This is a genomic window from Amycolatopsis heterodermiae, from assembly GCF_034929455.1.
GTDB lineage: Bacteria > Actinomycetota > Actinomycetes > Mycobacteriales > Pseudonocardiaceae > Amycolatopsis > Amycolatopsis heterodermiae.
Genome location: NZ_JAYFSI010000001.1, coordinates 970,453 through 984,290 on the forward strand (window position 1 = coordinate 970,453; position 13,838 = coordinate 984,290).

The 13,838-nt window shown below is 71.4% G+C and carries 15 protein-coding genes; 6 read left to right on the forward strand and 9 right to left on the reverse strand.

Annotation, left to right across the window (positions count from 1 at the left end):
• Positions 1-15: 15 nt before the first annotated feature.
• Genes ligD through VA596_RS04710 form a run of 3 tightly spaced genes read right to left on the reverse strand, consistent with a single transcriptional unit; the run spans position 16 to position 3,175 of the window.
• Entirely contained in the window at positions 16-972 is a 957-nt protein-coding gene (gene ligD, locus VA596_RS04700; protein WP_323323958.1) for a non-homologous end-joining DNA ligase, read from the reverse strand.
• Between the two features lie 52 nt (positions 973-1,024).
• Positions 1,025-1,822: an oxygenase MpaB family protein gene (locus VA596_RS04705; RefSeq protein WP_323323960.1), complete on the reverse strand. Its 798-nt coding sequence runs from the start codon at positions 1,820-1,822 to the stop codon at positions 1,025-1,027.
• A 60-nt stretch (positions 1,823-1,882) separates the two neighbouring features.
• Positions 1,883-3,175, reverse strand: coding sequence for an FAD-binding oxidoreductase (locus VA596_RS04710; RefSeq protein ID WP_323323962.1), 1,293 nt, complete (start codon positions 3,173-3,175; stop codon positions 1,883-1,885).
• A gap of 92 nt (positions 3,176-3,267) precedes the next feature.
• On the opposite strand from VA596_RS04710, the gene VA596_RS04715 reads away from it, so the two are divergent.
• Positions 3,268-4,158: a LysR family transcriptional regulator gene (locus tag VA596_RS04715; protein WP_323323964.1), complete on the forward strand. Its 891-nt coding sequence runs from the start codon at positions 3,268-3,270 to the stop codon at positions 4,156-4,158.
• A gap of 87 nt (positions 4,159-4,245) precedes the next feature.
• A complete protein-coding gene (locus tag VA596_RS04720; RefSeq protein WP_323323966.1) occupies positions 4,246-5,424 on the forward strand; it encodes an acyltransferase family protein in 1,179 nt (392 codons plus the stop codon).
• Positions 5,425-5,639: 215 nt separating this feature from the next.
• Here VA596_RS04720 and VA596_RS04725 read toward each other — a convergent pair whose 3' ends face one another.
• Positions 5,640-6,035, reverse strand: a complete 396-nt coding sequence (locus tag VA596_RS04725) for a nitroreductase family deazaflavin-dependent oxidoreductase (protein ID WP_323323967.1) — start codon at positions 6,033-6,035, stop codon at positions 5,640-5,642.
• Positions 6,036-6,181: 146 nt separating this feature from the next.
• On the opposite strand from VA596_RS04725, the gene VA596_RS04730 reads away from it, so the two are divergent.
• A complete protein-coding gene (locus VA596_RS04730; protein ID WP_323323969.1) occupies positions 6,182-6,646 on the forward strand; it encodes a MarR family winged helix-turn-helix transcriptional regulator in 465 nt (154 codons plus the stop codon).
• Positions 6,647-6,737: 91 nt separating this feature from the next.
• Here VA596_RS04730 and VA596_RS04735 read toward each other — a convergent pair whose 3' ends face one another.
• From VA596_RS04735 to VA596_RS04745, 3 genes are read right to left on the reverse strand one after another with little or no spacing between them, the layout of a single operon-like run.
• A complete protein-coding gene (locus VA596_RS04735) occupies positions 6,738-7,097 on the reverse strand; it encodes a PLDc N-terminal domain-containing protein (RefSeq protein ID WP_323323971.1) in 360 nt (119 codons plus the stop codon).
• Positions 7,098-7,135: 38 nt separating this feature from the next.
• Positions 7,136-7,906 (reverse strand): hypothetical protein, encoded by a 771-nt coding sequence (locus VA596_RS04740; protein WP_323323973.1) that lies wholly within the window; start codon positions 7,904-7,906, stop codon positions 7,136-7,138.
• A 43-nt stretch (positions 7,907-7,949) separates the two neighbouring features.
• Complete coding sequence (locus tag VA596_RS04745) at positions 7,950-8,627, reverse strand: GNAT family N-acetyltransferase (RefSeq protein WP_323323975.1); 678 nt, start codon at positions 8,625-8,627, stop codon at positions 7,950-7,952.
• Positions 8,628-8,678: 51 nt separating this feature from the next.
• Between VA596_RS04745 and VA596_RS04750 the strand changes: the two genes are divergently transcribed.
• Positions 8,679-9,533 (forward strand): PaaX family transcriptional regulator, encoded by an 855-nt coding sequence (locus VA596_RS04750; RefSeq protein ID WP_323323977.1) that lies wholly within the window; start codon positions 8,679-8,681, stop codon positions 9,531-9,533.
• On the opposite strand, the gene VA596_RS04755 is transcribed toward VA596_RS04750, so the two are convergent.
• Positions 9,520-9,915 (reverse strand): RidA family protein, encoded by a 396-nt coding sequence (locus tag VA596_RS04755; protein ID WP_323323979.1) that lies wholly within the window; start codon positions 9,913-9,915, stop codon positions 9,520-9,522. The genes VA596_RS04750 and VA596_RS04755 overlap by 14 nt on opposite strands.
• Positions 9,916-9,981: 66 nt before the next feature.
• On the opposite strand from VA596_RS04755, the gene VA596_RS04760 reads away from it, so the two are divergent.
• A complete protein-coding gene (locus VA596_RS04760; RefSeq protein WP_323323981.1) occupies positions 9,982-12,324 on the forward strand; it encodes a bifunctional salicylyl-CoA 5-hydroxylase/oxidoreductase in 2,343 nt (780 codons plus the stop codon).
• Positions 12,321-13,475: an acyl-CoA dehydrogenase family protein gene (locus VA596_RS04765; protein ID WP_323323983.1), complete on the forward strand. Its 1,155-nt coding sequence runs from the start codon at positions 12,321-12,323 to the stop codon at positions 13,473-13,475. The genes VA596_RS04760 and VA596_RS04765 overlap by 4 nt, the downstream gene beginning before the upstream one ends.
• On the opposite strand, the gene VA596_RS04770 is transcribed toward VA596_RS04765, so the two are convergent.
• Positions 13,432-13,731 (reverse strand): DUF2306 domain-containing protein, encoded by a 300-nt coding sequence (locus VA596_RS04770; RefSeq protein WP_323323985.1) that lies wholly within the window; start codon positions 13,729-13,731, stop codon positions 13,432-13,434. The two genes, VA596_RS04765 and VA596_RS04770, sit on opposite strands and share 44 nt — an antisense overlap.
• Positions 13,732-13,838: the final 107 nt, after the last annotated feature.

A 13,838-nucleotide genomic window follows, 5' to 3' on the forward strand; every position in this document is an offset into this window, starting at 1 on the left:
GGACTTGGGCGAAACCTAGCTCGATTCGCGGGCGGCCTTGGCGCGGCGCTTGCCTTCGTGCATCGCCGCGACCCGGGCGATCGGGATCGTGTGGCCCTCCTCGACCAGGTCCGCGGGCAGCGTGAACGGCTCCGGCATCTCCTCGGTCCACGGATCCCCGTCGGCCAGCAGGCCGGGCGCCGTGTGGACCGTGAAGTCCGACGGTTTGACGCCGTCGAGGTCGGCCCAGCGGACCGGGAACGACACCGGCGCGCCCGGGCGGTTGCGCGGGCTGTAGACGCAGACGACCGTGCCGCCGCCGGAGCGGGTCGAGTCCAGGAAGACCTTGCCGTCACGGCGTTCCTTGACGAACTCCGTCGTGCCGCGGGCCGGGTCGATGCGCTCGGCGCGGGCCGCCACCGCCCGGGTGGCCGCCGCGATGTCCTCGGTCGACTGGCCCGGCGCGAGCGGGACGAAGACGTGCAGGCCCTTCGAACCACTGGTCTTGACGGCGCCGTCGAGACCGTCGGCCTGCAGCGCCTCCCGCACCAGCTTCGCGGCGTCGATCGCCAGCGTGAACGGGCCGTCCTCCGGCGGGTCGAGGTCCAGGACCAGGTGCGTCGGCCCGGTCGTGGGGTCGCCGCGGAAGAGCGTCACGTGGTATTCGATCGCCCGCTGGTTGCCGAACCAGATCAGCGTGCGGACGTCGTTGGCCAGCCCGTAGCTGACTTCGCGGCGGGAACGGTCGGCCCACAGCGACTGCCGGGCCACCCAGTCCGGCGTGTACTTCGGCAGGTTCTTCTGCATGAACGGTTCCTGGCCGCGCAGCACCCGCACCACCGACAGCGGCCGGTCGTGCAGCTCCGGCAGCATCCGGTCGGCGACCGCTTCGAGGTAGTCGAGCAGGTCGCGCTTGGTGGCCCCCGCGTCCGGGAAGACCTCCTGGTCGAGACTGCTCAACTTGACGCCGTGCCGGACCTCGTCGCTGCTCATCGGCCCACCTTCGCCTGCGCGCGCGAAGCGGTCAACTCGCTGCGGGCCTCCGTCAGACCGGCGGGCGCCCGGTGCGCAGCCGGCGGCGCAGGTCCCAGAGGCAGAGGTTGAACGGGAACCGCCGCAGCGGACCGGGGCTGCGGCGGACGACCACGCCGAGCGCGCGCAGGAGCGCGTCGAACCGGCGCTGGTCGGCCGGGGTCCAGCTCAGCCGCATCTCCGCGCGGAAGTGCGGCGGGAGGAAGCCGGTCGTGACGAACCGGTGGAACGGGCGGCCGAGCGCGGCCGCGGCGGGCGGCAGGAACCGCAGGTCCACGATGTCGGTCAGGTAGCGGCGGACGGTTTCGTCGATGGCGACCTCGGCGACGCCGTCGGTCCAGTACTCCTCGAAGGCGTCGCGGTCCCCCGGCCACATCCCGGGGTCGACCTGCAGGGTTGTGCCGAGCGTCGCGGCCTCGCCGTAGAAGCGCTCCGGATCACCGCCCACGAACGCGAGGTAGACGTCCTCGAACCCCTTGTACAGACAGGCGGCGACCCAGAGCTGGAGGTTGGTGTCGAACGCGTCGTAGGCGACGGGACTGTCGGGCGTCGAATGGACCTGGGTGTGCGCCCGGTTGACGCTCTTGCGATACGCGGCGCGCTCGGCGTCGGTCCCCATGGTCGCGACGGCGAGGTAGGTGAGGGTGGTCCGCGTCCGCTTCGCCGGGTGCCGGAAGAGGTTCCCGCTGTCGACCCGGCTCTCCAGCACGCCGTAACCGACCGGCGCGCGAGCGAGCTGCATGATCACGTTCGCGCTGCCGGCCAGCAGCCCGGCGCCGAGAACGGCGTCACGGAGGGCGGTCGCGGCCATCGGGACGCCTCCTCGCCTGAGCGGGTACCGCATCCAGGAAACGCCGCTGTTGACGTCATGTCAAGAGCCGAACCCCGGCTTCAGCTCGCGAAGCTTCCGCAGGTCGGCGGCCGAGTAGACACTCCGCGCGACCTCCGCCGGGTCGTGCTCGCCGTACACGAACGGCAGGAGACGGCCGCTCGTCCACGGCGCCAGCGCGTCGAACAGTTTCGCGTGGGCGTGGCGGACCGGGTCGATCCCGTCGTCGCCGACCACCGAAAGCGCTCGCACGACGAACTCGGCCGCGCTGTCCCAGCCCACCCCCGGCACCTCCGGCGTCCGGGCGAGCGCGCCGCCCAGGCGGTCGACGATCAGCACGGTGTCGACGTCCGCGCCGGGACCGGCGTGCTCGACGATCGCGTCGAGCATGGCGTTGTTGAGCTGGGTGACGGTCGCGTTGGTGCCGTGGTAGCCGTGCGGATTCGGCGGCTCGGCGGCGATCGACCCGGACTCGCTGAACGGCATCCGCTTGAGCGTGTCCATCAGCGCGGGTGCGGCGGCCCGCAGTGGCGCCACCAGCTCGTCGCCGCCGTCGCCGAGGTAGGCGACGCGCACGTGCGCGATGTGCTTGCCGCGCAACGGTTCCGGCAGCATCGGCAGGTCCGGGTACGGGATCAGCGCGAGCGACGTCGTCAGCGTGTCCGGCGCGGCCACCGACCACGTGCGCCAGGCCCGCAGCACGGCGGGGATGTCGGCCGTGTCGAAGTAGAGGCCGCCGCCGTAGAGGTCGGTCACCGGGACCAGGTCGAACTCCAGCGCGGTGACGACGCCGAAGCCGTCACGGCCGCCGCGCAGCGCCCAGAACAGGTCCGAGCCCGGCTCGGCGTGCAGGAGCGAGCCGTCGGCGGTGACGACGTCGATCGCGCGGACGTGGTCGGCGGCGCGGCCGTACTTGCGGGCCATCAGGCCGAAGCCGCCGCTGAGCGTGTAGCCGACGACGCCGACGTCCGGGGACGAGCCGCTGAGCGGAGCGAGCCCGTGCTTCGCGGCGGCTTCGAGGACCGCGCCCCAGCGGACCCCGGCCTCGACGCGGGCGGTGCCGGCCTCGGCGTCGATCTCGACGCCGGTCATCCGGCGGGTGCTGATCAGCAGTCCTTCGGTGCCCGCGGTCAGGCCGTGGCCGGTGGCCTGCACGGAAACCGGCAGGTCGTGGGCGGCGGCGAACTTGACCGCGGCGACGACGTCGTCGGTGGTCTCGGCCCCGACGACCACGGCGGGCCGGCTCGCGACGGCGAGCTGGAACCCGGCGACCTCCTCGGCGTAACCGTCCTGGCCGGGCTCGAAGACCTGGCCGGTGAGCGGGGTGACGTCCATCGTGAACTCCTCCTTCGGTGCTCCTTCCACCTTGAGTCCGCGACGATCAGAAGTCCAAGATCTGCTTTGTCTGGTAGCTAGAATCAGTGCTTATGGAACTGCACCAGCTCGCGTACTTCGTCGCCGTCGCGGAGGAAGGCAACTTCACGCGCGCGGCCGAGCGAATGCACGTCGCCCAGCCCGGGGTCAGCGCGCAGATCCGGCGGCTCGAACGCGAGCTCGGGCAGGAGCTGCTGGACCGGTCCGGGCGCACCGCCCGGCTCACCGACGTCGGCGCGGCCGCGCTGCCGCACGCGCGGGCCGCGCTCGCGGCGGTGCGCGGGGTGCGCGAAGCCGTCGACGAGCTGGCCGGGCTCGTCCGCGGCCAGGTCGCGCTCGGCGCCGTGACGTCGGCCGGCCCGGTCGGCCTGCCGGACCTGCTCGCCCGGTTCCACGAGCGGTATCCGGCGGTGGAGATCACCCTGGCCGAGGCCAACTCCGACACGATGCTGACGGCGTTGCGGGAGGGCCGGCTCGACCTGGCGGTGGTCGGCCTCGCCGCGGACCCGCCGCCCGGCATCACGACGCAGGTGCTGATCGACGAGCCGTTCCTCGCGGTCACGGCGCCTTCGGGGCCACTGGCCGACCGGGCGGAGGTCGCGCTGGCCGACCTGGCCGGGCCGCCGCTAATGGCGTTGCCGAAGGGCACCGGCCTGCGCACGGCGCTGGACAGCGCGTTCGCGGCCGAGGGGCTGACACCGCGGATCGCGTTCGAGGCCGCCGATCCGAACGTCCTGGTGCAGCTGGCCCTGCGCGGGCTCGGCGTCGCGGTGGTGCCGGAATCACTGGCCCGCTACCACGAGGGCGACGTCCGGGTGCTCGACATCGTCCGGCCGCGGTTGCGCGGTGTGCTGGCCCTGGCGTGGCGCGATCCGGGCCCCGCCGGACCCGCGGCCAGGGCCTTGATCGCGTTCGCCAGGAGGCACCTGCCCCGGCCCTCCTGACGTGGGCGGCACAGCTCGATCACGCACCGCGACCCCCATATACTCGCCCCCGACGATCACACCGACGGGGGACCGACTTTGCGCACGATGAGCCACGAGGAGTACCTCGGCAGCCGGCGCTTCCCCGGGCTCGACGGCCTGCGCGCGCTGGCCGCGACGATGGTCATCTTCTTCCACTTCGGCGGCCCGAACTGGGGCTGGCTGTCGGGCTGGGTCGGCGTCTACATCTTCTTCGTGCTGTCCGGCTTCCTGATCACCACGCTGCTGCTGCGCGAGCAGGACCGCACCGGCCGGATCTCGCTGTCGAACTTCTACATCCGGCGCGTCTTCCGGATCCTGCCGCCGTACCTGGTGATCCTCGGCGGCATCGTCGCGTTCGTGATCCTGCGCGGGGAGTTCTTCACCCGCGACTTCCCGCACGCGCTGAAGTACTACCTGACGTTCCTCAACGAGTTCTTCCCCGGCTCGGGTGGCAACGGCACCGACAACTTCTTCAGCGGCTCGTGGACGCTGGGCATCGAGGAGAAGTTCTACCTGGTCTGGCCGTTCCTGCTGGTCGCGATCGGGATCGGCGCGGCCAAGCGCAAGTTCCTGCTGGTCGGCACCGCGATGGTCGTGCTGCTGGCGCTGGTGCCGGTGACCAGCGGCTGGAAGGTCGGGGCGGCGCCGGTCGCGCTCTACACCTCGACCATCCACTACTTCATCCTGGCCGGCGGCTGCCTGCTGGCGATCCTGCTGCACTACGGCCGCGGGTACGCGGTGCTGAAGCCGCTGACCCACCCGCTGGCCGCGATCCCGATCGTCGCCGCGTTCGCGGTGCTGCACACGAACTTCGACACCCTGTGGCACAAGTCGGACCAGAACATGCTGCTGCTGGTCGGGTACACGGTGCTGACGATGCTGCTGCTGATCGTGCTGGTCAGCCCGGGCCCGCTGCGCTGGCTGCTGGGGACGTCCCCGATGCGCTTCGTCGGCGAGCGGTCGTACTCGCTCTACCTGCTGCAGGGCCCGGTGCACTTCGTCGTCGTCCAGGCCGTACCGGGTCTCGCGGTGAACCGGACGGTCACCGGGGTGACGGTGTTCCTGGTCGCGCTGGCGATCGCGGACCTGATCCACCGCTGGGTGGAGAAGCCCCTGATCAACGCCGGCAAGCGGGTGATCGCCCGGAAGGAAGCCCGGCGCGAGGAGCGGGAGGCTGTCGAGCAGCCCCCCGCCGAGCCCCGCGTCGAGCCCGCTCCGGCGTCCGCCACGACGTCGGTTTCGTAGCGCGCCGGATCGTCGACACAAGCCCGCAACTCCGCGGCCCGCGCCGCCGCCGACGGCCCCGACCAAGTCGCGGGCCTGGCACGAACAAACCCGCTGCGACGCCGGTTCCCAACGCACGCCGGGTCGCCGAGACTCGGCCGGCGGCAGTGGAGTCTGCCGCGGCTTGTCGTGAGTGTTTAGAAGGGTTCTAACCCTTCTAAACACTCACGACACCGTCAGCGCTCCAGGACCACGATCGGGATGATCCGGTCGGTCTTCTTCTCGTACTCGGCGAAGCCCTCGGCGTGGGCGATCATGCCCGCGTAGAGGCGGTCGCGCTCGGCGCGGTCGGCGATCACCGTGGCCGTTGCCTCGAACTTCTCCGTGCCGATCTCGACCGTGACCTTGGGGTTCGCGACCAGGTTGTGGAACCAGGCCGGGTTCTTCGGCGCGCCGCCCATGGACGCGGCGATCACGATGCGGTCGCCGTCGCGGGTGAAGGCCAGCGGGGACAGGCGCTCTTCGCCGCTCTTCGCCCCGATCGTCGTCAGCAGCAGCACGTTCTTGCCCTCGAACATGCCGCCGACGATGCCCGCGTTCGCGCGGAACTCCTCGATGACACCCCTGTTCATCTCGCGAACTTCGGCCAACCCGGGAACCTCGGACGTCATCTCGACCCCTGTTTCTTGCCGGTACGCTCGATCGGTGCCCCCGAGGTAGGCTCGGGAGCGGTCGAAGCGTTTGTTTTGCAAACAAAGCTACCGACGGGAGGAGTGCGATGTCAACGGAAGCCGGGCCGAGTGTCGAGGACGGCGTGCGGCAGCTCCTGTTGCTCATGCCCCGCCTGGTCGGCCGCGCGAAGCGCACTCCGGTCCCCGAAGAGCTCAACGGCTGCGCGCTGGCGCCGCGCCACCTGTCCCTGCTGTCCTACCTGCTCTTCGACGGCCCCATGACGGTCACCGAACTGGCCGGCCGCCTCGAGGTCGCGCCGACGACGGCGAGCCTGATGGTCGGCGACCTCAGCCGCCAGGGCGTCCTCAACCGCGACGAGGACCCGGCCGACCGCCGCCGCACGATCGTCAGCATCACGCCGGACAAGCGCCCGGCCGTCGACGCCTGGCTGGCCCGCGGCGCGCGGGCCTGGAGCAACGCGCTCGCCCCGCTGACGCCGGCCGAGCGCAAGCTGGTGATCTCGACGCTGGAGGCTTACGAACGCGGCACCTGCGAAGGCCCCACCTGCTGACGCCCCAATGTGGCGTTGGTTGCGTCCAACGCACCCAATGTGGCGTTCGGTGCGTCCAACGCACCCAACGCCACATTGGGGCGTTCGGGCCTTAGGCCTCGCTGCCCTTCTCGCGGGCCAGCTTTCGCTGCGCCTCCGCGCGTTCGCGGCACTTGCGGAGGAACTCCTCGTCGTCGTCCGCGCTGGTCGCCGCGAAGCGGCCCGGCCGGTCGTACTCCGGGAACGCAGGCGCGTTGCGCTCGTAGCGGCCGGTCGCGCGCGACACCTGCTGCGGACGGCCGGCGACCAGCCAGACGATCGAGCCGACCAGCGGCACCAAGAGCACGAGCAGCAGCCACAGCATCTTCGGCAGGTTGCGGCACGACGACTCGTCCGTGGTGATCACGTCGACGAGGCAGAAGATCCACAACCCGAGCGTGACGAAGCCCAGCAGCCCATCCATGTACAGCAATTTCCGGCCTTCCCCCAGTGAAAATGAACGCGGTAGTTCTAGCAGAGGCCGCCCGCCGAACTTCCGCGGGTCACCCGCAGCACCGCGGGCATCCGGAGATTCGGCGACGACACCCAGGCCGTTTCCGCTTCTGTCAGGCGAAACCCGCGCAGCGCCTCGAGAACTCCGGTGGCGAGCGCGATCGCGTGCGCCGAACCGGGGCATTCCCGTGGCCCGGCCCCGAACGGCGTCCCGGCCAGTTCGACCGTGACGTTCTCGCCGCCGATCCGGCGGCGCGTGCGCAGCACCGGCGGGTCGGTCAGGAGTTCGCCCGGTTTTCCGGCCAGTGACGCGGAAAGCGCGTTGCCGATGAGCCCGGCCGTGGCGTCGCAGGCCTGGACCAACAGGCCGATCCGGGCGGCCGCGAGTTCGGTGACTCCGCCGCACACCTCAACCAGCCGGGCCATCGCCGCCTCCGCCGCGTCCGACGGCGTGACGTGCGGGTGGTACGCGGCCGCGACCAGCGCCACCTCCGCCGAGACATCGGGCAGCCCGAGCGCCGCCGCGAGCACACCGACCGGCACCGGCCGGGCGATCGCGGCCATCACGTCGACGTCCTCGACGTCCGTCATGATCCGCTGAGTCCGCACAAAAGCGTTGTCCTGCAACGACTCCGCGTCTAAGGCAGCGAGCAGATCGACAGCCAGAGCCCTTCGCCGGGCATGGTCGGAACCGTTGCTGAACCGGGCGACGGACGCGCGCAGCCAGGCGACGCCGCCGGGCGGGACGTCGGCGGGGACAGGGGGCACCGGGGCGGTCAGCTGGGTCATGCGGTGACCGTAGGCGCGGGAAACGTCGGCGCCGGCCGAAGTTTCAGAGCACCGAGGACGCCGGGAACCACGTCGCCTGCGGGCCGGCGCAGCGCGTCACCCGCGGGACGTCGTGCTGAAACCACCATGCCTCGGTGACGCGGCCGTCGGGCAGCCGGTACGTCGGCGGGCCGGCGACGCGAGCCAGACCGGCGGCCTGCAGCGACCGCGCGCTCGCGACGTTGCCCACCTCGGCGCCCGCCCGCACCCGCGCCAGGCCCAGGTGGTCGTGCGCCAGGGTGAGCCCGGCAGCGAAGAGCACCCGGCCGATGCCGCGGCCGCGGTAGTCCGGGGCGAGGTAGCCGCCGGTCTCCGGGCCGCCGTCCTCGCCGGTGTGCACGCTGACCAGGCCGACGCAGCGGCCGGCCTCGACGTCGATCATCACCAGGTCGATCGACTGCGGATCGGGCGACACCCAGTCCGGACCGGTGCCGGGCACGACCCGCAGCGCGTCCGCACGGGCCCCCCGGGCGACGATCGAGTCGCGCTGCCAGCCGAGCCAGCGCTGCGCGGCGGGATCACTGCCGCAGGCGACGGCGGCGGCGTACTCCCAGGCGGTGGGCGTGCGGAACAGGAAGGGCCCGGAGCGCACCACATGGCCTTGCCGGTCGCAGGTCCGCTTGGACATCAGGCGGCCGCGCCGGGTGAGCCGGTCGAAGATCCCCTTGGTGGCTGGCAGCATCGCGGCGAAATCGTAGCGGAGCCCCTGGCGGCCGGTTGTTATTGTGGCCGGATGACGGCCGTACCCGAGGCAACCGAACTGGACGGCTCCGGCCGTGCGGCCCAGCCTCGCCAGCTCATCGTGACGGTGTACGGCCTCTATTCGCGCAACGAGGGCGGCTGGCTCTCGGTCGCTTCGCTGATCGACCTGCTGGCCGCCGTCGGAGTCGACGAGCCGGCCGTGCGCTCGTCGATCTCCCGGCTCAAGCGCCGCGGGATTCTCGAGGCGGTCCGTCGCAACGCGACAGCCGGGTACGAGCTGTCCGACGACGCCCGCGAGATCCTGCGCGAGGGTGACGAGCGGATCTTCCGCCGCGAGCGCGCGACCCCGGCCGACGGCTGGCTGCTCGCGGTGTTCTCGGTGCCGGAGACCGAGCGGCACAAACGCCACCTGCTGCGCACCCAGCTCGCCCGGATGGGCTTCGGCACCGCCGCCTCGGGCGTCTGGATCGCCCCGGCGCACCTGCACGACGTCACCGCGGAGGCCCTGACCCGCCTCGGCCTCTCCGGGTACGCCGACCTGTTCCGGGCCGACCACCTGGCCTTCGGCGACGTCGCGGCGAAGGTCCGCGACTGGTGGGACCTCGACCGGCTCGACGAGCTGTACACGACGTTCCTCGACGAGCACGGCCCGGCGCTGCGGCGGTGGCAGCGGCGCAAGTCCGTCGCCGACGAAGAGGCCTTCGGCGACTACGTCCGGGTGCTCACCGGCTGGCGGCGGATGCCCTACCTCGACCCCGGCCTGCCCGCCGAGTTCCTGCCGCGCGACTGGTCGGGCATCCGCGCGGCCGAGCTGTTCTTCGAGCTGCACGCCCGGCTGGAGGACCCGGCCCGCGCGTACGTCTCGCGGGCGATCAACCTCGGCTGACGACCGCGAAGCCCTGGACCTCGACCAGCGCTTCCTCGTCCCAGAGCCGGTCGACGCCGACGCCGGCCATCGCCGGGTAGTCGGTGCCTGCCAGCCGCCGCCACACCGCGCCGATCTCGCGCGCGTGCGTCCGGTAATCCGCCATGTCGACGATGTAGATCGTCACGCTGCAGAGGTCCTCCGGGGAGCCGCCGGCCGCGCGCAGCGACGTCAGCAGGTTGCCGAGCGCGCGTTCGAACTGCTCGACGACGCCGTCGCCGACGATCTTGTTCGACGCGTCCAGCGCGGTCTGCCCGGCGAGGAAGACGACCCGGCCCTCGGCGACCACCGCGTGCGAGAACCCGGAGGGCTTGCCCAGCTCCGGCGGGTTGATGCGTTCCATGCGGACACCGTAGACCATCTTTCGCCTTATTGACGGTCGTACGCATGACGACATACCCTGGACGGCGTGCGTATCGCGGTCATCGGCGGCGGCCCGGCGGGCCTGTACTTCGCCGCGCTGACGAAACAGCTCGGCCCGGGTCACGACATCACGGTCTGGGAGCGCAACGCGCCCGACGACACCTTCGGCTTCGGCGTGGTGTTCTCCGACGAGACGCTCGGCGGCATCGAGCACGCCGACGCGGCCGTCCACGAGGCCATGCGCGCCGAGTTCGCCCGCTGGGACGACATCGACGTCCACTACCGCGGCACCGTCACCACCTCGGGCGGCCACGGCTTCGCCGCGATGAGCCGCAAGCGCCTGCTCGGCATCCTGCAGAACCGCTGCGCCGAGCTCGGCGTCGAGCTGCGGTTCCGCGAGGAGGCACCGGCCGACCTGTCGGGCTACGACCTGGTCATCGCCGCCGACGGCGTCAACTCCGCGGTCCGCGCGCAACACGCCGAGCACTTCCGGCCCAGCGTCGAGACGCGCCGGTGCCGCTACATCTGGCTCGGCACGGACCTGGTGTTCGACGCCTTCAAGTTCTACGTCCTCGAAACGCCGGCCGGGATCATGCAGATCCACGGCTACCCGTACGGCCGCGACGGCAGCACGTTCATCCTCGAAGTGCAGGAGGACGTCTGGCAGCGGACGTTCGCCCCCGTGGCGGCCACGAACCTCAAGCCGGGCGAGAGCGACGAGAAGTCGATCTCGCTGATCCGCGAACTCTGCGCCGACGTGCTGCAGGGCCACGGCGTCATGGCGAACAACTCGAAGTGGGTCACGTTCGGCACCGTGCGCTGCGAGACCTGGGTGCACGGCAACGTCGTCCTCCTCGGCGACGCCGCGCACACCGCGCACTTCTCGATCGGCTCCGGCACGAAGCTGGCGATGGAGGACGCCCTCGCGCTGGCCGCGTGCCTGCACGAAAACGCGGGTGTCGCCGAGGCGCTCAAGGCGTACGAGCTGGAACGGCGTCCGGTCGTCACGTCGACGCAGCGCGCCGCTCAGGCCAGCCTGGAGTGGTTCGAGAACATCGCGCAGTACGCCCACCAGGACCCGCCGCAGTTCGCGTTCAACATCCTGACGCGCAGCCGCCGCGTCACCTACGACAACCTCCGCCTGCGCGACCCGGAGTTCGCGAGCGAGCTGGACCACTGGTTCGCGGGCTCGCTCGGCACGACGTCGCGGCCGCCGATGTTCCAGCCGTTCCGGCTCGGCGAGCTGGAGCTTTCCAACCGGATCATCGTGTCGCCGATGGACATGTACTCCGCTGTGGACGGTGTGCCGGGCGACTTCCACCTGGTACACCTGGGAAGCAAAGCTCTCGGCGGGGCCGGTCTGGTGATGACCGAGATGGTCTGCGTCTCGCCGGAAGGCCGGATCACGCCCGGCTGCGGCGGCCTCTACACGGCCGAACAGGAAGCCGGGTGGAAGCGGATCGTCGACTTCGTGCACACCCAGTCGGCCGCCCGGATCGGTGTCCAGTTGGGACACTCCGGCCGCAAGGGTTCGACGAAGCTCATGTGGGACGGCATCGACGAGCCGCTGCCGTCGGACAACTGGGAGGTCTGCGCGCCTTCGGCGTTGCCGTACTCCGACCGGAACCAGGTCCCGCGCGAACTGTCCGCAACGGACATGGCGTCGATCCGGGACGAGTTCGTCGCGTGCACTGAGGCCGCCGCTCGCGCCGGGTTCGACGTCCTCGAACTGCACTGCGCGCACGGCTACCTGCTGTCGTCCTTCCTCTCGCCGTTGACGAACCGGCGGACCGACGAGTACGGCGGCTCGCTGGAGAACCGGCTGCGCTTCCCGCTCGAAGTCTTCGACGCGGTCCGCGCGGCCTGGCCCGCCGAACGGCCGATGACCGTCCGGATCTCGGCGACCGACTGGGCGGAAGGCGGGATCGACGCCGACGACTCCGTCGAGATCGCCCGGGCGTTCGCGTCCCACGGTGCGGCGGGCATCGACGTCTCCACCGGCCAGGTGGTGTGCGACGAGAAACCGCAGTACGGCCGGAGTTACCAGACGCCGTACGCCGACCGGATCCGCAACGAGATCGGGCAGGAGTACGGCATCGCGGTGATCGCCGTCGGCGCCATCTCGTCGTACGACGACGTCAACTCGCTGATCCTGGCCGGGCGCGCGGACCTGTGCGCACTGGGCCGGACGCACCTCTACGATCCACAGTGGACGCTGCACGCGGCGGCCGAGCAGGACTACCCGCTGGCGTGGCCGAAGCCGTTCGCCGCGGGCAACCGCAAGCCGCAGACCGGCCGCAGCGACGGCCCGGAACCGCGGCTGGACCTCGTCCGGTCGGGCCCGACCGGCACCGCCCACGCCCGCTGGCGACCGGGAGCCTTGTCATGACCTTCACCTTGGACGCGGACCAGCTCGCCTTCGCGGCGGACGTCCGGCGACTGGCCGAGGAGCAGCTGCGCCCGCTCGCCGAGTCCGGTGTGGAGGGTGCGGTGAACCGCCCGCTGCTCAAGGCGATGGGCGCGCTCGGCCTCCTCGCGCGACTCTTCCCCGGCGTCGCCGACGGAAAGCCGTCACGGCAGGCGGCGGCGACGGACCTGTGCATCCTGCGGGAGAACCTGGCCACCGTCAGCACCGAGGCCGAGACGGCGTTGGCGTTGCAGGGACTGGGAAGTTACCCGGTTCTCCAGTCCGGACAGGACGATCAGGTCGCGAAGTGGCTGCCCGCCGTCGCGGCCGGGGACGCGGTGGCGGCGTTCGCGCTGACCGAGCCGGACGCCGGTTCGGACGCGGCCGCGCTGTCCCTGAAGGCCGAGGCCGACGGTGACGGCTGGCGCCTCACCGGCGAGAAGATGTGGATCTCCAACGCGCCCGAAGCCGACTTCTACACGGTGTTCGCGCGCACCACGGAAGGCGCCGGTTCACGCGGGGTCAGCGCGTTCGTGGTCCCCGGCGACCGGCCGGGTCTCGGTGGCGAGCACCTCGACCTGGTCAGCCCGCACCCGATCGGCACGGTCACGTTCGACAGTGTCGAGGTCCGGCGCGAAGAGCTGCTCGGTGAGGAGAACCGCGGCTTCGCCGTGGCGATGCGGACGCTGGACCTGTTCCGCCCCAGCGTCGGCGCCTTCGCCGTCGGGATGGCGCAGGCCGCGCTGGACGCCACTGTGGACTACACCGGACAGCGCGAAGCCTTTGGTGGCGCGCTGATCAAGCAGCAGGCGGTCGCGCACGCGCTGGCGGAGATGGCGACCCGCACGGAAGCCGCGCGGCTGCTGGTCTACGCGGCGGCCGGTGCGTACGACGCGGGTGAGCAGAACCTCGGCGGCCGCGCGGCGATGGCGAAGCTGTTCGCCACCGAGGCCGCGCAGTTCGTCGTCGACTCGGCGGTGCAGCTGCACGGCGCGCGGGCCCTGCAGCGGGGGCACCTGCTGGAGCACCTCTACCGCGAGGTCCGCGCGCCGCGGATCTACGAAGGCGCGTCGGAGATCCAGCGGACGATCATCGCGCGCTGGCTGGCTTCCGGTCGAGCCACCACTGGCTGACCAGCAGTAGCGTGAACAGGCTCAGCGTGCCGCTCAGGGTGGCCGCGGCCGGCATCAGCGTCTCCATCCCGGAGTAGTGCGGGCCCAGGGCGAGGAACGCGATCGGCGCGTAGACCCGGCTGAGCAGGGTGTTCATGGTCATCGCGAAACTGCGGATCATCCATTTGCGATGGTCGGCGTACCGGTGCTGCCGGGTCGCGCGGAAGCCGGCGATGGTGAAGCCCAGCCACAGCAGCGCGGCGACGACGTTCAGCACCCCGGCGGCCGGGCCGAACGGGCTCGACAGGGCAGATCTGCACCCCGACGATGGCGATCGTGCCGAACAGAATGTGCGCAACGAGGAACCAGTAGTGCGCGGCGAAC